The organism is Duganella flavida (genome assembly GCF_009857445.1).
Taxonomy (GTDB): domain Bacteria; phylum Pseudomonadota; class Gammaproteobacteria; order Burkholderiales; family Burkholderiaceae_D; genus Rugamonas; species Rugamonas flavida.
Window position 1 is genome coordinate 350,764 of record NZ_WWCN01000003.1, and the last position, 15,268, is coordinate 366,031.

At 61.2% G+C, this 15,268-nt stretch carries 12 protein-coding genes; 2 read left to right on the top strand and 10 right to left on the bottom strand.

The window, feature by feature from the left end:
* The 3 genes from GTP46_RS06145 to GTP46_RS06155 all read right to left on the bottom strand — a co-directional run bounded on the left by GTP46_RS06145 (nucleotide 1) and on the right by GTP46_RS06155 (nucleotide 5,239).
* The gene (locus tag GTP46_RS06145) at nucleotides 1–1,959 is read right to left on the bottom strand and encodes a glycoside hydrolase family 5 protein (protein WP_161005728.1); all 1,959 of its coding nucleotides are present in this window, start codon (nucleotides 1,957–1,959) and stop codon (nucleotides 1–3) included.
* A 13-nt stretch (nucleotides 1,960–1,972) separates the two neighbouring features.
* Nucleotides 1,973–4,462, bottom strand: coding sequence for a cellulose binding domain-containing protein (locus tag GTP46_RS06150; protein ID WP_161005729.1), 2,490 nt, complete (start codon nucleotides 4,460–4,462; stop codon nucleotides 1,973–1,975).
* Nucleotides 4,463–4,609: 147 nt separating this feature from the next.
* The gene (locus GTP46_RS06155; RefSeq protein WP_161005730.1) at nucleotides 4,610–5,239 is read right to left on the bottom strand and encodes a 3-keto-disaccharide hydrolase; all 630 of its coding nucleotides are present in this window, start codon (nucleotides 5,237–5,239) and stop codon (nucleotides 4,610–4,612) included.
* A gap of 90 nt (nucleotides 5,240–5,329) precedes the next feature.
* On the opposite strand from GTP46_RS06155, the gene GTP46_RS06160 reads away from it, so the two are divergent.
* A complete protein-coding gene (locus GTP46_RS06160; RefSeq protein ID WP_161005731.1) occupies nucleotides 5,330–6,988 on the top strand; it encodes an FAD-dependent oxidoreductase in 1,659 nt (552 codons plus the stop codon).
* Here GTP46_RS06160 and GTP46_RS06165 read toward each other — a convergent pair.
* Genes GTP46_RS06165 through GTP46_RS06190 form a run of 6 tightly spaced genes read right to left on the bottom strand, consistent with a single transcriptional unit; the run spans nucleotide 6,985 to nucleotide 11,576 of the window.
* A complete protein-coding gene (locus GTP46_RS06165) occupies nucleotides 6,985–7,272 on the bottom strand; it encodes an RNA-binding protein (protein WP_161005732.1) in 288 nt (95 codons plus the stop codon). The genes GTP46_RS06160 and GTP46_RS06165 overlap by 4 nt on opposite strands.
* A 12-nt stretch (nucleotides 7,273–7,284) precedes the next feature.
* On the bottom strand, nucleotides 7,285–8,061 hold the full coding sequence (gene fabI / locus GTP46_RS06170; protein ID WP_161005733.1) for an enoyl-ACP reductase FabI: 777 nt from the start codon (nucleotides 8,059–8,061) through the stop codon (nucleotides 7,285–7,287).
* A complete protein-coding gene (locus GTP46_RS06175) occupies nucleotides 8,058–9,257 on the bottom strand; it encodes an acetate/propionate family kinase (protein ID WP_161005734.1) in 1,200 nt (399 codons plus the stop codon). Before GTP46_RS06175 ends, fabI begins: the two co-directional genes overlap by 4 nt.
* Nucleotides 9,258–9,261: 4 nt before the next feature.
* Nucleotides 9,262–10,203, bottom strand: coding sequence for a phosphate acetyltransferase (locus GTP46_RS06180; protein ID WP_161005735.1), 942 nt, complete (start codon nucleotides 10,201–10,203; stop codon nucleotides 9,262–9,264).
* A 51-nt stretch (nucleotides 10,204–10,254) separates the two neighbouring features.
* Nucleotides 10,255–10,437 carry a hypothetical protein gene (locus GTP46_RS06185; protein WP_161005736.1) on the bottom strand — a complete coding sequence of 61 codons (183 nt, stop codon included), beginning with the start codon at nucleotides 10,435–10,437 and terminating at the stop codon, nucleotides 10,255–10,257.
* Complete coding sequence (locus tag GTP46_RS06190; RefSeq protein ID WP_161005737.1) at nucleotides 10,434–11,576, bottom strand: PepSY-associated TM helix domain-containing protein; 1,143 nt, start codon at nucleotides 11,574–11,576, stop codon at nucleotides 10,434–10,436. The genes GTP46_RS06185 and GTP46_RS06190 overlap by 4 nt, the downstream gene beginning before the upstream one ends.
* A gap of 120 nt (nucleotides 11,577–11,696) precedes the next feature.
* On the opposite strand from GTP46_RS06190, the gene GTP46_RS06195 reads away from it, so the two are divergent.
* Complete coding sequence (locus GTP46_RS06195; protein WP_161005738.1) at nucleotides 11,697–13,874, top strand: TonB-dependent receptor; 2,178 nt, start codon at nucleotides 11,697–11,699, stop codon at nucleotides 13,872–13,874.
* On the opposite strand, the gene GTP46_RS06200 is transcribed toward GTP46_RS06195, so the two are convergent.
* Entirely contained in the window at nucleotides 13,875–15,248 is a 1,374-nt protein-coding gene (locus GTP46_RS06200) for a DUF2799 domain-containing protein (RefSeq protein WP_161005739.1), read from the bottom strand.
* Nucleotides 15,249–15,268: the final 20 nt, after the last annotated feature.

The window sequence follows — 15,268 nt, forward strand, 5'->3', positions numbered from 1 at the left end:
TTACTTGGCCGCGTTGACGATGGCAGTGATCACCGCAGGATAGGCCTGTGCGCCGGTAGCCCGGTTAAACAGGCCTGACTGATGGTTGCTGGACGGACCATTGTCCCAGTACACCGGCACCAAACCGTGCTGGTAGGCTGATTTGGTGATGTACTGATCCCAATACTGGCGGTATTTTCCGGCTGTATCGTACTCGGTGCGCAGGCTGGCCGCATATTCGCCGAGGACCACTGCGACGCCTTTGTCGACGAAGCGGGTCTTCATCTTCTGGAATTGCGTGTCAACGTAGGATTCATTGGCCCACGTTTCGGTAGCTGTACTGTCGGTCGCGATCGAGCCCCACTGCCAGATTGCGCTGCTGGTATTGAGCGTGAAATTGTACGGATCGTAGAAATGCACCTCCATCATCATGCGGCTGGTCGCCGTATCGGTCGGCACCGTATTGGTGGCGTAGGTGTAGTCGATGTTGGTGTTATAGCCTTGTACGATTAGGTGGCGCTGAGCGTTGTTGCTGCCCGTGCCCCGCACCGTATTGACGAAGACTTGATTGAAGCCGTTTTGCACGGCGATGTTTTCCGCCGTCGGCGCGGTGTACACGTCGGTCACCATCACTTCGTTGGTGCCGGCGAATAGCAAGTAGTCGTCATAGTACTGGAAGGTGGTAGCAATCTGCGTCCAGAACTTGGCCAAGCGCGCGTTGGCTGCGGATTGCGCAGCGTAAGTTGGCTGCAGCCAGCCGCCGTCCCAGTGCACGTTGATGATGACGTACAGGCCAGCGCTGCGGGCCGCATCCACCACTTCCTTCACGCGCGCCATCCAGCTGGCGCTGATGTTGTAGTTGGCGTCGGCGTACTGGGTCCACGACAGCGGAATGCGCACGGTCTTGAAACCAGCTGCTTTCACGGCAGTGAACAAGGCTTGATTCGCAGGTGGATTGCCCCAAGCCGTTTCACCGCCGATGGCTTCCATCGAATTGCCGAGATTCCAGCCTGGCGACATTTGCGCCGACAACTGCACGCTGGTCAGGCTGCGCATTGCCCCCACGCGCACCGCCGTAGCAGAGCCGGAATTGCCGCTGCCGCTGGTGGTCGTGAATTTGACCCAGTACCAGTAAGGCACGCCGAGGGTAGGCGTGGTGTCGGTGTAAGTGCTAGCCGTGGCGCTTGGCACGGCAATACGGGTGCGGCCATTGGCGTCGCTATCCGTGTCCCGGTAGATTTGTACTCCGGTCACGATGCCGCTGACGGTCCACGTCAGTTTGATGTTGTCCGATGAACCGGCTGCGCTCAGGCACACGGTGGCGCCGGCCGCCGTACCGCAGCTTTGCGCTTGCGCCGCGCCGCCGCACAGCATGGCCAGCAGCCCAGCCATCGCGACTGGCAGCACGAAGCGCTTGCGCGCGGCGACTATCAGCACGGCCAGTCCCGCCAACAGCATCAGCAAACTGCCCGGCTCCGGTACCGCACTTATCACGGTAAAGTCATCCATCACAAACCAGCCATCGTCGCGCGTAATGCTCACGCGCGAGACGTTCGCAAAATTGGCCGCCACCCATTGATAGCTCTGGCCGATGCTCACATTGCCGGTGCTGCCGATCACGTGGTTGGCTGCGTCGTAGGCCGTAATATTGATCCAGCTGGCGACTGCTCCGTTGGTGTCAGGTGCAGCAAACCACGCGCCGGCCAGGTTGAAGGCGGTCGTGCTGCTGACCGCAAGGTTATCCACGCCATAGCCATTGGTGACGAACGACACGCCGGAATGCGCGCCGTTGCCGTAGCCGTCCACCGTGGTGTCGCCGTAGTACCAGTCTTCGCCCCAGTTCAAGCCAGCGTATGGGCTGCTCAATGCAGTCAGGTCACCGTCCGCATGCAGGTCTTCAAAATCCACCGGCGCGGATTGCGCTTGCGTTGCCAGCATCAAGCCAGCGCTGATAAGTAAACCAATCAGGAAGTTTTTCATCTTGTCCCCTCGCTTAATTGCACGCATCGCCGGTCACTACCGGAATGGCCGAGCCGCTCACCGTCATGCCGAATTCCACGGTGTTACCCGGGTAAATGTCGTGATTCCATGTCTGGTTCGGTACAGCTGTATAGGTCGGATTGCTGCCTGTAACGGCAGCGTTCCAGTATCCTTGCACGACTGAGTTGTCTGTATAGGTCCAGGTGACCGACCAGCCACTAATCACTGTGCTGCGATTGTTGGTGATGCGTACTGCCGCGTTATAGCCGCCGTACCAGGACGCCGTCACCACGTAGCTGCAATGGTTGACTGGCTCCGTGGTAGCCGGTGGGCCGGCGGTGACCGGCGTGACAGCCACATCGCCATCCGCCACCACGCTGCCGTAAGCGATGCCACGGCCCGCAGTGCTCATGTACACGCGGCCAAACACATTCAGGTCGCCGTTGATCATGTGCGCATTGCCGCTGCCGCCGTATTGGTGGGCGTCATCGTTGACGCGCACCCAGGTGACACCTGCGTCAGTTGAGCGCAACACGCCGCGCGTGCCGCCCACAGTGCCCAGCAAGTACAGCGTCGGATAGCTTGCCTCTGGTGCGGCCTTGCCAAAGCCGATGGCGCCGCACTGGTTCACGCTGGCGACCTTGGCAAACGTCGCACCGGAATCGGTCGATCGCGCCAGCCCACCGCCGTTCAGGCATACCCACACATCCCCTTCACGGCCTGGTGCAAGGCGAATGATGCTCGATCCCCCGGAGCCGGGGTTGCCTTTGGCTGCAAAGCTCGCGCCGCCGTCCACGCTCGCCAACAGGCTGCCGCCGTCGTAGGCATAGAACTTGTTCGGATTAACCGGATCCGCTACCGGCCGCGCATTGCTGGAACTGAGACCAGCAACCGGCGTCCAGCTGCCGCCATAATTGGTCGAGCGATAGCTGGTAGACGAATTGGCAGGGCTATGCAGCAGAGCGTAACCATCCGCCGAGAAGGCCAACTGCCCTTGCGATCCATTGAACGACGCCGCCTTGTTCCAGCTTGCGCCGCCGTTGGTGGAGTAGTACAAAGACGAACCGGCACGCGCCATGATGCGGCCATCCTGCGCCGCAATTGCCAGGCCGCTGGTGGTGCCCATTTGCGGACTGTGTTGTACGCCATACTGCGCCGGATCGGCGTTCACGAAACCGTCAAAGTCGCCGATGGTTGATACCAGTGGGCCGCCTTGCACCGTTTCGAAGTTGAACGGCACGGTTTCTTCCAGCCCGGCCACGTTGAAGTTCCACGTGGTGGTTGGTGCGTCGATATCCGCAGTCTTGAACAAGCCGTTGCCTGAGCCTACCCACGCCTTCTTGCTGTCGAAAGGATCAAATTCAATCGAACCGGCCCAATGAATGGAAGCGCCGTTAGTGATCCAGCTCGCGCCGCCGCTATCGAGCGCAAAGCCGCGCGCCACCACATCGGTCCACGTACGGCCAGCGTCGAGCGAAGTGAGGATGCGGTCGCCCCAGGCGTTAGCGCCTTGCTGCATCCAGGTGTTGATGGTGGACGCCACCAAGTGCTTGGGATTAGCCGGATCCACGCTGATACCGCCGAATGGGCGCGCCAGTCCCGCAGGCGTAACGTTTGCCCAGTTACCGCCGACCGCGTTGTATTCCCAAATCTGGCCATTGTCCATCGGCTCACCGTCAGCCGGATGCGGGCCTGCGCCGTTGGCATAAGTGATATACAGCTTGCCCTTCGAAGAGATGGCAGCGCGCTGCGGCATCAGGCTTGCGCTTGGCCCGCCTTTCACTGCGGAGAAGGTGGCGCCGCCGTCGGCACTGAAATACAGATTCGGACCAACCGACGCAAAGCGCGACACGCCGACAAACAGCCGCTTCGCCATGCCGCCGTTCACACTGGACGGATCGGGCAGCACGAAGCTGATGCCGTTATCGTTCGGCGTGGCCGTCACGTCCAGCGCAGTCAAACGATTCCACGTCGCGCCAGCGTCCACGCTCTTGAACAAGCCATTGCGACGCGTGCCCACGTACAGCACATTGCTGGAGCCGGGATCGACTTGCAGCTTTTCGCCGTTCTGCCGTCCCATACCGTTACCGTGCGCCTTGAACTGCGTGCTGACATCGGTCGCGGTAAAGGTCTTGCCGTAGTCGGTGGAATGCAGGATGGCGGTCTTGCCGCCACTGAAGTAGCTGGTGCCAGCCAGCAGATAAATATTCGCCGCGTTACGCGGATCGACTGCCAGCGACTCAATCCCCAGCAAACCGATATCCGGTTCGCTGATCCAGTCGGTCAGCGCAATCCAGCGCGCGCCGTTCTGGTCCCATCGGTAAGCGCCACCCACGTCGGTGCGCGCATACACAACACCGCGCTCCGACTTACTGGGAATGATACCCGATACAAAGCCACCGCCGCCGATGGCAACCGAGTCCCAGTGGTAGTTTTCCGCTGTACAGGCGAGCGGCGTCGATAGCGCTGCCATAAGCAGCGCCAAGCTGTGATTGACCTTCATTTTTCGTCTCCGTCGTTTTATAGTTATCACGTGTTAGCACGCGTGAAATCATTCTGCGACTGGTTTCACGACGGAGCAATTGTGAAAACCACCAAATCCGGGAACGAAATTTGGCAAATCAAGGACTGCGAAAAAATTTGCCTCTGTCTAATCGAGCGGTGTCAGCTCCACGTGACGCAATTCGTAAGGCGTGCCTTCCAGCTGGAAGCCGATCCGCCCCGACGCCGGCGACACGTTCGACACCCGATTTTGCAGCACGCCGTTCACGGTCACCTCCACCATGCCATCGAGGCTGAAGATATCGCATGTATTCCATTCGCCCGCCGGCTTCTCACTGTCCGGCGCCATGTGAGCTTTGATGCGCGGCTCGACACCGGGTGCGCTGGTAAGCGATTCGGCAAAACTACTTGCCGCCATCGGCAGCAAATCTCCCACATTGCCAAACTTGGTCTGCACCTGCAGGCTCACTGGCCACACGCGGTCGAACGTGCCGGGACTGATGTGCAGCAGCACACCGCCGTTCCCCGGCTTGCCCGGCCAGCGCCACTCCACGTGCAGCTTGTAGTTGCGATAGCTCTCGCGCGTGGCGATGAAGCCCGGCGGTTTTCCAGCCGACGCGATCACGCCGCCCGGCAGCATCTGGAAGACATCCACCAGCGACGCCGCTGGTGTGGTTTGCAGCTCCCAGCCGCTGAAATCGCGGCCGTTAAACAGCTCAACCGCGACCGCACTATGGGTGGACACGGCCAGCATCAAGGCAATCAACAATTTATTCATTGTGTGTCTTTACTTATATGGCGTGGCCAGAGTGTAAAGTCATACTTTAGAATCTGGCAAGCGGTAGAAAAATCGCGCTAGACTAGCGATATGGCCATCTACGACACCTTCAAGACCCGGACCGCCCAGGCGCTGCCCCAACTGACGCCGGCGGAACTCAAGCGCATCCAGCGTTTTGGTACACTTGTGTGCTTCAAAGATGGCGAACGCCTGTTCGAGGCGGGGTTGACCTACTTCGGCATGTACGTGGTACTGAAAGGAGCGATCCGCATCAGCCGCTACGACGGCTTGGGGAACACCTCGATCATCACCGAGCACGCGCAAGGCGAATTTGCCGGTGAAATCAGCCAACTGGCCGGCGCCCCGACGCTGGTCAACGGCCACGCGGTCGGCGAAGTGGAGGCGCTCATGCTGAGCGTTGAGGGGCTGCGCGCGCTGGTCGTCGCCGAGGCGGAACTGGGCGAACGCATCGTCCGCGCCTTCATCCTGCGCCGCGTCGAACAAATCCAAAGCCAGGACGGTGGACTGGTGCTGGTCGCCACGCCCGGCCATCCGCGCCTGCATGCCTTGCAGGGCTGGTTGTCCAGTAACGGCCTGCCGCATCGTGTGCTCGATCCACGCAGCGACGAGCAGGCACGCGCGTTGTGCGAACGCTATCAACCGGAAGCACACGACTGGCCGCTGGCCGTGTGCCCCAATGGCGATGTCAAGAAAAATCCCAGCATGGTTGACCTGGGACGCTGCCTGGGCACCCTGCCACCACTCAGTCCTGACGATATCTGGGACGTAATCGTGGTCGGCGCCGGCCCGGCAGGTTTGGCCACCGCGGTGTATGCGGCGTCCGAAGGTTTGTCCGTGCTGGTGCTGGAGACGCGGGCCTACGGCGGGCAAGCCGCAGCCAGTGCACGGATTGAAAACTATCTCGGCTTCCCGACCGGCATATCAGGCGGCGCGCTGGCCGGCCGCGCTTTCGTCCAGTCGCAAAAATTCGGCGTGAAGATGGCAATACCCGCGCCGGCCGGCCGCCTGTTATGCGACACCTCTCCGCTGCAGGTGGAAATGTGCGGCAGCCTCACGCTGCTACAAGGACGCACTGTGGTGTTGTCTTGCGGCGCGCGTTATCGCCGCCCATCGCTGGCGAATCTCAAACAGTTTGAAGGCAAAGGCGTCTACTACTGGGCCTCGCCGCTGGAGGCGGGCCTGTGCGCCAGCGAGGAAGTCATCCTGGTCGGCGGCGGCAATTCGGCCGGACAGGCAGCGGTGTACTTGTCCGCCCATGCCGCCAAGGTGCATATGCTGATCCGCAAAGACAGCCTGGCATCCACCATGTCCAGTTACCTGATCGAGCGTATCGCAGCCACGCCGAATATCGTACTGCACGTGGAATCGGAAATCATTGCGCTGGAAGGCAGCGATGAGGAAGGCTTGCAGCAGGTACGCGTGCGCGACCACCGCAGCCAGCTCGAAACCGATTACGACATCTGCCGCGTTTTCCTGTTCATCGGCGCAGACCCTAACACTGGCTGGCTAGGCGATTGCGGCGTAGAGGTCGACGACAGGGGCTTTATCCTGACTGGTTTCGACGTGCCGGACGGCGACACAACGCGGGCCGGATTGGAAACCAGCGTACCGGGCGTGTACGCTATCGGCGATGTGCGCGCCAATTCCACCAAGCGCGTGGCGGCGGCAGTCGGAGAAGGCGCGGCCGTGGTATCGCAAATCCACGGCTTCCTTGCGCGGCGCAGTTAGGCGATATCGATACGCTGGTGCGGTTCCAGGTCGTGGAAGATGTCTTCCTGATGCAGCGGAATGTACAGGTGTATCGCTTTACCGCGATGGAAAACGCCGCGCAGCTGGTTACACACATTCCACACGTGCTCATATGAGTCATGCACTTCGATCAAGGCCCACGGATTATCCACTTCGCCTTGCCGTATCATCTCCACCCGCTTGACGTTAAAAAAGCGGGTTAGTCCTTCTTCGACGCTCGTTTCGCTGGCGTCACCGTGCAACCCCGTCAAAATTACCTGCATGATTAACTCCTCTCAAGCGATGATATTCAGCCCGCCGTCCACGTAGACCGTACTGCCAGTAAGGCGTTTGGCGTAAGGCGAGGCCAGATAGGCGCAGGTGTTACCCACATCGACGATATCAACCAGTTCACCCAGCGGTGCACGCGACACGGCATCGGCCAGCAAATGATCGAAATCTTTCAGGCCAGAGGCGGCGCGCGTTTGCAGCGGTCCCGGTGAAATGGCGTGGACGCGGATATCGCGCGGTCCCAGTTCATAAGCGAGATAGCGGCAGGCTGCTTCCAGCGCGGCCTTCACTGGGCCCATTACATTGTAGTTGGGGACCACCTTGTTGGCGCCGTGATAGCTCATGGCGAACATGCTGCCGCCATCTTTCATCAGCGGCGCGGCCAGCTTGGCCATGCGCACGAAGGAATGGCAGGATACATCCATCGCCTGCAGGAAGCCGTCCAGCGAACAGTCCAGCAAGCCACCTTGCAGGTCGGCCTTGGGCGCGAAGGCGATGGAGTGGACCAGGATATCCAGACTGCCCTGCTCCGCCAGCGCCGCAAAGACGGCTTCCAGCTGGCCGGGCTGCATCACGTCCAACGGCAGCAACTGCGCGTCAATTTGCTCGGCCAGCGGCGCCACGTGGGGTAGCGCTTTCTCGTTCAGATAGGTCAGCACCACTTGTGCCCCCAGCTTGCGGAACGCCAGCGCGCAGCCCCACGCAATGGACTGTTCATTGGCCACACCGACTACCAGCGCGCGCTTACCGGTCAAAATGGGATAAACCGTTTCCGTATTCATGGCTGTTCCACCAATTCCAAGGCGTGCCGTGCGATCATCAGCTCTTCGTTGGCGGGCACCACCCACACCGGGACCTTGCTACCCGCTGCACTGATGCGTGCCACACCGCGCGCGCCGTTCGCTCGTGCGTTAGCGTCGTCGTCGATCTGCACGCCCAACCAGGTCGCATCACGACAGACTGCGGAGCGCAAGGCCGCGCTGTTTTCGCCTATGCCGCCGGAGAACACCAGCGCATCCAGACCGCCAAGCGCCGCCGCCAGCGAACCGAGTTCGCGACCAATGCGATACACCATCAGCGCAATTGCCGCCTTGGCGCGTGGATCATCGCTTTGCTCCAGCGTGCGCATATCCGACGAGATGCCGGACACGCCCAGCAGGCCAGATTCCTGGTACATCAGCTTCTGCACGGCCGCAACGTCCATACCCAGTTCCTGCATAAGGTAAAGGACCACGCCCGGATCGAGCGCACCGCAGCGCGTGCCCATCGGCAGCCCGTCGACGGCGGTGAAGCCCATGGTGCTGGCCATGCTGCGCCCGGCCTTCATCCCGCACATGCTGGCGCCGTTGCCGAGATGCGCGGCAACGACTTTTGCTTGTGCCAGCGCTGGATCAAGCTTTGGCAGCACACTGGCAATATACTCGTACGACAGTCCATGGAAACCGTAGCGGCGCACGCCCAGATCAGTGATCCGCGCAGGCAGCGCAAACTCTTGCGCCTCGGCCGGCTGGCCAACGTGGAAGGCTGTATCGAAGCAGCCGATCTGCGGCACCTGTGGCGCCATCGCCAGCACTGAGCGCACCGGCGCCAAGTTGTGTGGCAGGTGCAGTGGCGCTAGCGGCACCAGCTTTTCCAGTTCATCGACCAGCGCCGCGTCCAGCCGCTGCGGCCCACTGTGCGCCACACCGCCGTGCACGATGCGATGGCCGACAGCCACCACCCGGTGTCCATCGAGGTGGGTCTGCGCAAAGTCGACCAGGAAGCGCATGCCACCTTCGTGGTCAAGCGGACCGTCACGCCACGCGCGTTCGCCCACCACGCCGCCCTGCGCATCCTGCGCCACAAAGCGCGCAACGCCGCTGTACAGGTTTTCTATCTTGCCCCGCAGAGTAAGATCCAGCGCGGCGCCGCTGTACATCGAGAACTTGATGCTCGACGAACCGGCGTTAATCACGATGATGCAATCGTTGGCCAGCATGGCGTCAGCCTCCGAGAATACGGGCGCCAGACAGTTTGCTATGCGCCACCAGCACAGCCACCGCGCACGACGCCAAGCGTGCCTGCACAGTATCTGCACGGCTGGTGAGGATTATCGGTACACGCGCGCCAAGCACGATGCCTGCCGCACTGGCGCCGGCCATAAAGGTCAGGCTCTTGGCCAGCATATTGCCCGCTTCCAGATCGGGCGCCACCAGCACGTTGGCCCTCCCCGCCACCGGCGACACCAGATGCTTGATAGCGGCGGCTTCCGGGTCGATGGCGTTATCCATCGCCAGCGGACCATCCAGCAGCGCGCCGGTGATCTGGCCGCGATCGGCCATCTTGCACAGCGCGGCGGCATCAATCGTAGAAGGCATTTTGGCGCTCACCGTCTCCACGGCGGCGAGGATGGCGACCTTGATCGGATCAAAGCGCAGTACTTGCGCCAGGTCGATCGCGTTCTGCACGATGTCGACCTTCTCGTTCAAGGTGGGGATGATGTTGACGGCGGCGTCGGTGATGATCAGTGGCTCGGCGCGTCCCGGCACGTCCATCACAAAACAGTGACTGAGGCGGCGCGCGGTGCGCAGGCCGGTGGCCGTGGCGACCACGGCGCCCATCAGTTCATCGGTATGCAGGCTGCCCTTCATCAGCGCGGAAGCCTGGCCTTGGTGCACCAGCTCCACCGCGCGTGCGGCCGATGCGTGACTATGTTCGGTGTCGATCAGCGGCAGCGCGGAGATATCCAGCTGCGCTGCATCTGCTGCCTGCTGGATGCGGTCGCGCGGACCAACCAGTATCGGCTTGATGATGCCCATCCTGGCCGCATCAAGCGCGCCTTCCAGCGCGTTGCGGTCGCATGGGTGGGCGACGGCGACTGTCGCAGGACCTGCGTGCCGCGCTGCGGCAATCAGTTTATCGTAATGCGGGTGCGATACTTCCATGCGATCTCCTCGATAGACGGCACAGAAATAATAACAACTAATGCAAATAAATCAATCGTTTTTTGTGCGACGCCGCAAGCCAAACCAGAGGCACAGCGTTACCGGTACGCCCAGTGCGACGGCGGACACGTGGTCCCACACGCCGTCGCCGACCAGCGCAGAAATCAGGCCGATCAAAGTGAGGACGGCAAGCGCAATCGGCGCGCCCCACATGCGCATGAAGGGACTAGTCATACCGTCGCCTCCTGCTGCCGTTCTTCCTTCGCCGCAGCAGCCCTTGCCGGTGCTGGCGCGCCGCGTTTCAGCCACAAATACAAACCGCTACCCAGCACGAAGATGGTGATCACATCCAGCGCCGCCCACAGGAACTGCATCCACGCGCCACCATAATCACCAAAGTGCAGCGGCTGCGAAATCAGCAGGCCGGTGAGATACCAGGGCAGCTCGCGGCGATCGGTAATCTCGGTGGTTTGCGCATCGATCAGCACCGGCTTGTACAGGCGCGAGGTCAGCGCCGCATCGCCGCGCATGAAAATGCCGTAGTGGTGAGGACTGCTGAACGCCGTACCGGGGAAGGCGACGAAGCCGATCTTCATGCCCGGCTCCGCAGCTACCGCGTGCTCCAGCGACTTTTGCATCGAGCCCAGTTGCGTCGGCGGCGGCAGGCCTTTGTACGGCGCGATCATGTCGGCCATCTCGGTGGTCTGCCAGTACTTCAGCATCAGGTCCGCCCAGGTGTTAATCATGCCGGTGGCGCCAACCACCAGCGCCCATGTCATGGTCACGATGCCCAGCATATTGTGCAGGTCCAGCCACTTCACGCGTGGCCCGCGCTCGCGCCGCACTTCACCGAATTCCAGCTTGCGCATGAACGGCGCGTACAGCACCACGCCCGAGACAATCGCGATCACCAGCAGCAATCCCATGAACCCGAGGAACAGCTTGCCCCACAGGCCGGCGTACAGATCGACGTGCAAATGGAACATCACGCCGAGAAAGCTACCTTCAAAACTCGGCTCGCCCAACACCTTGGCGGTGCGCGCATCAACTGCGATCGATTTGAATTTTTCGTCGGTCGGGTTGTCGCCCATCGTCAGGAACCAGATGCTGGGATCATCCGCTTCCTGCGACAGATACATCGCAATCTTGTTTGGATAAAGTGTTTTGCCTGCGGCCAGTACAGCGTCCAGGCTCGCTTTGGGTGTACTGGCCGGCATCGACGGCGCTTCAATGGCGTTACCCAGCGCGTGATCGATCTCGTGGTGATAGATCAGCGGCAGGCCAGTCACGCAAAGCAGCAGCATGAAAACGGTGCAGATCAAACTGCTCCATTTATGTATCCATGCCCAGCGGCGGACGGTGCTTGGTGTCATTTTCATTCCAAAATACTGTACTTAGACCACAATGATAATGCAAATTACTCTCATTTAGCAGCAAAAATCCGGCACAGAAGATATAATTGGGAATCATTCTCATTTACTTAGTAAATCGCCATGCATAACAGGAATTTGAAGCTGTCCCCATTCGCCCTCGCCGCCATGATGCTGGCTGCCGGTTACGCCTCTGCGGCTGCAGTCGTCGACAGCGACACCCCGGTACAAACTGTCGTAGTCAGCGCTTCCGCCGACGCATCGGCCGAAGGCCTGAGCAAAAACTTCGCCGGCGGCCAAGTCGCACGCGGCGGCCGTGCGGGCATGCTGGGCAACGTCGACATCATGGACGCGCCATTTAATACGCTGAACTTCACCTCGGAACTGATCCAGGACCAGCAAGCGCGCAGCGTGGCGGACGTGCTGCAAAACGATCCTTCGGTGCGCGTAGCGCGCGGCTTCGGTAACTTCCAGGAGTTGTATGTGATTCGCGGCTTCGCCGTCAGTTCTGACGACCTGGCCTACAACGGCTTGTACGGCGTGCTGCCGCGCCAATTCGTTGCGTCGGAACTGCTGGAGCGCGTGGAAGTCTTCCGCGGTGCGAACTCCTTCCTGAATGGTGCAGCGCCGGGCGGCGGCGGCATCGGTGGCTCGATCAACCTGCTGCCGAAGCGCGCAGGCGCCAATCCGCTGACCCAGGTAACGGTTGGTGTTGAAACCGGTGGCCAAGGCTATGCCGCGGTCGACATCTCGCGCCGCTTCGGCGCTGACGGCAATACCGGTATCCGCGTCAACGCAGCGCGCCGCGATGGCGATACCGGCGTCGATAAAGAACACCGTGAACTGAACGTGGCGTCGGTTGGTCTCGATTTCCAGGCCCGCGACTTTCGCCTGTCGGCTGATATCGGCTACCAGGATCACAAGCTGACCAGCCCACGTCCTGCCGTCACTGCCAGCACCGCCATCGCCCTGCCATCCGCGCCGGACAGCGGCAGCAACTGGGCGCAGGACTGGACCCGCTCCAATGAGCGCGATACCTTCGGCACCGTGCGCGGCGAATGGGACCTGAACAAAAACACCGTGGCATGGGCAGCCTTCGGCGCCCGCAGCGGCGACGAAAACAACGTCCTGTCCGAGCCTACCGTGACGAAGGTAGACGGCACCGCAAACGCCTACCGCTTCGACAACACCCGCCACGACAACGTGCGTACCGGTGAAATCGGCGTGCGCACCAAACTGCGCACCGGCGATATCGGCCACACCATCAGCGCCAACGCATCGAGCTACTGGCTGGAGTCGAAGAATGCTTATGCATTCAGCCTGTTCGGCGGCATCGCCACCAACATCTACAACCCGGTCAACGTGACTGCACCACCGGCCAACTTCTTCACCGGCGGTGTGTTGAGCAATCCTGGCCTGACCGCCAAGAGCATCCTGACCAGCTACGCCATCGCCGACACACTGTCGATGATGGATGATAAAGTGCTGCTGACCGTGGGCGCGCGCCACCAGGCCATCAAGGCTGACAGCTACGACTACAATACCGGCGCAACGCAGGCGCACTACGACGAAACCAAAGTCACGCCGGTCGTCGCGGTAGTCTACAAACCGGTGAAAGGCGTGTCGCTGTACGCGAACTATATCGAAGGCCTGCAGCAAGGTCCGACCTCGCCTAGCACCGGCGTCACCAACCCGAACGTCATGTACGCACCGTATGTCTCGAAGCAGAAAGAACTCGGTGTGAAGTATGAACAGGGTACGCTGGGCGCCACCGCCGCCGTGTTCCGCACCAACCAGCCATCGGGCTACGTGCAGGGCGGCGTGTTCGGCATCTTTGGCGAACAGCGCAACCAGGGCCTGGAGATGACCGTGTACGGTGTGCCGCTGAAAGGCCTGCGCCTGTTGGGCGGGCTGACGCTGCTGGATGCCACCCAGCGCAGCACCAAGGACGGTGAGAACCAGGGCAAGAATGTCATCGGCGTGCCGGATACGCAGCTGAACATCGGCGCGGAATGGAGTGTGCCGGGCGTGAGCGGTTTGAACCTGAACGCGCGTACCGTCTACACCTCGTCGCAATACGCTGATGGCGCCAACAAGCAGGAACTGCCGGCGTGGACTCGTCTTGATATCGGTGCCAGCTACGCTACCCGCATCCTGGATCGCAACGTCACCTTCCGCGCACGTATCGACAACGTCACCGACAAGAGCTACTGGGCTTCGGCCGGCGGCTACCCAGGTTCGGGCTACCTGATCCTGGGTGCACCGCGTACCGCCTCGGTATCGGCGACCTTCGAGTTCTAATTAATAGATCTCGCGGCGCAGGCGCTGCATTTGCTGCTCATGGCGCTCGACCCAACGTCGGGCGTCATCCAGCTGGTACTCCAGGCGCTGCAGGTAGTCGTTTAACTCGCGCCGCTCCTGTTCGCGGCGGCGATCCTGCTTGGCCGTTTCGTCGTTGACGGGACGGTCTTTCGCTTCAAGGTTGGCGCGAATCTCGCGCTCCAGCCGTCCCAAACGGTTGCGCGCATCGCGCACGCGGCCTGCCAGTTCATTCGCATCCGCTACCGCCTGCCGCTGCTTGACAGCTGCGATCTCGTAATCCTGTCCGCTAACATACGCGTGCTTTAACTGGTTTTGCAATGCAGGCGCGCACACTTCCACGGCCATGCCAACGTTGACGCGACCACTTTCAAATGCATTCTCCGGCGTGCAATAGCGCGCATTCTCTTGTCGCCATGCGTTGCTGTAAGCGTCCTCCGTGCCGGGAATGACGAACACACCGTCGCGGCTCGCATTGGCGATGCGCTGCTCCAACTTGAAGGGATGGCCGTAACCATCGGCCAGGCCGGTATCACGCCAGTAGGTCAGCAGGCGCGCTTCCCACGCCTCGCGGTATTCGCGTTCGTGGATTTTCAATCCTTTGGCCTTGGCCTCGCGTCCGCGCACGCCGAATTCCTTGCCGCTGGTGGCATCCTTTGTGCCGAGATTGCGCCAGTAGTTGACGATTTCCGTATTCCAGGCAGTGCGATACGAATCTTCCTGTACCTCGACACCGGCGTTGCGCGCGGCAGCAGCGCGGTTGCGGAACTCGCTATCCGGCGTGCCACTACGTGCATCGGCGTAGCCCGCATCCGACCAGAAGGTGCGGTTGCCGGCGCGCCAGCCGTTGGTGTAGGCCATGTCGTCAAAACGCAGCTGCGCGGCGGAAGCCTTGCTGCGATTGGCTTCCTTCTGCGTGAGCGGCAGGCCGCTGGCGCCTTCGCGCTGACCGGTCGCGGTCCAATATGCAGAATTCCCGGCGCTCCAGCCGGCGTCATAGGCGGATGGATTGAGCGGCGTTTTATGTTTGCGCACTGCTTCGCCGCTGGCGTGGCGATCATACTGCGCCAACGTTCCCTGTTGGCCGTCGGTGTCGCCCAGCGCGTACCACAAGTCCCAGTTACCTTGCGCCCAGCCAGCCGTGTAGCGCGTGGCGGCATCGGCGGCAGCTGGCTTATCGGCGTGATCGTCGCAGAAATCTTTGCGTTCAGCGTAGTTGGCCGGCTCGCCGAGCGTACCGTCTTTATGGCCAATGGCGGACCAGTCGCCGACTTTGCAATCGGCCACGCGCTGCATATGGGACTGGCAACCGGCCAGCAACAGGATCAGGGGAATCAGGCGCAGGGATGTTTTCATGCGCCGAATTATAATGCCAA

What these genes read in the sequence shown, in the direction of transcription:
- GTP46_RS06145 (WP_161005728.1), bottom strand. Translation starts at nt 1,959, where the DNA reads ATGAAAAACTTCCTGATTGGTTTACTTATCAGCGCTGGCTTGATGCTG.
- GTP46_RS06150 (WP_161005729.1), bottom strand. Translation starts at nt 4,462, where the DNA reads ATGAAGGTCAATCACAGCTTGGCGCTGCTTATGGCAGCGCTATCGACG.
- GTP46_RS06155 (WP_161005730.1), bottom strand. Translation starts at nt 5,239, where the DNA reads ATGAATAAATTGTTGATTGCCTTGATGCTGGCCGTGTCCACCCATAGT.
- GTP46_RS06160 (WP_161005731.1), top strand. Translation starts at nt 5,330, where the DNA reads ATGGCCATCTACGACACCTTCAAGACCCGGACCGCCCAGGCGCTGCCC.
- GTP46_RS06165 (WP_161005732.1), bottom strand. Translation starts at nt 7,272, where the DNA reads ATGCAGGTAATTTTGACGGGGTTGCACGGTGACGCCAGCGAAACGAGC.
- fabI (WP_161005733.1), bottom strand. Translation starts at nt 8,061, where the DNA reads ATGAATACGGAAACGGTTTATCCCATTTTGACCGGTAAGCGCGCGCTG.
- GTP46_RS06175 (WP_161005734.1), bottom strand. Translation starts at nt 9,257, where the DNA reads ATGCTGGCCAACGATTGCATCATCGTGATTAACGCCGGTTCGTCGAGC.
- GTP46_RS06180 (WP_161005735.1), bottom strand. Translation starts at nt 10,203, where the DNA reads ATGGAAGTATCGCACCCGCATTACGATAAACTGATTGCCGCAGCGCGG.
- GTP46_RS06185 (WP_161005736.1), bottom strand. Translation starts at nt 10,437, where the DNA reads ATGACTAGTCCCTTCATGCGCATGTGGGGCGCGCCGATTGCGCTTGCC.
- GTP46_RS06190 (WP_161005737.1), bottom strand. Translation starts at nt 11,576, where the DNA reads ATGACACCAAGCACCGTCCGCCGCTGGGCATGGATACATAAATGGAGC.
- GTP46_RS06195 (WP_161005738.1), top strand. Translation starts at nt 11,697, where the DNA reads ATGCATAACAGGAATTTGAAGCTGTCCCCATTCGCCCTCGCCGCCATG.
- GTP46_RS06200 (WP_161005739.1), bottom strand. Translation starts at nt 15,248, where the DNA reads ATGAAAACATCCCTGCGCCTGATTCCCCTGATCCTGTTGCTGGCCGGT.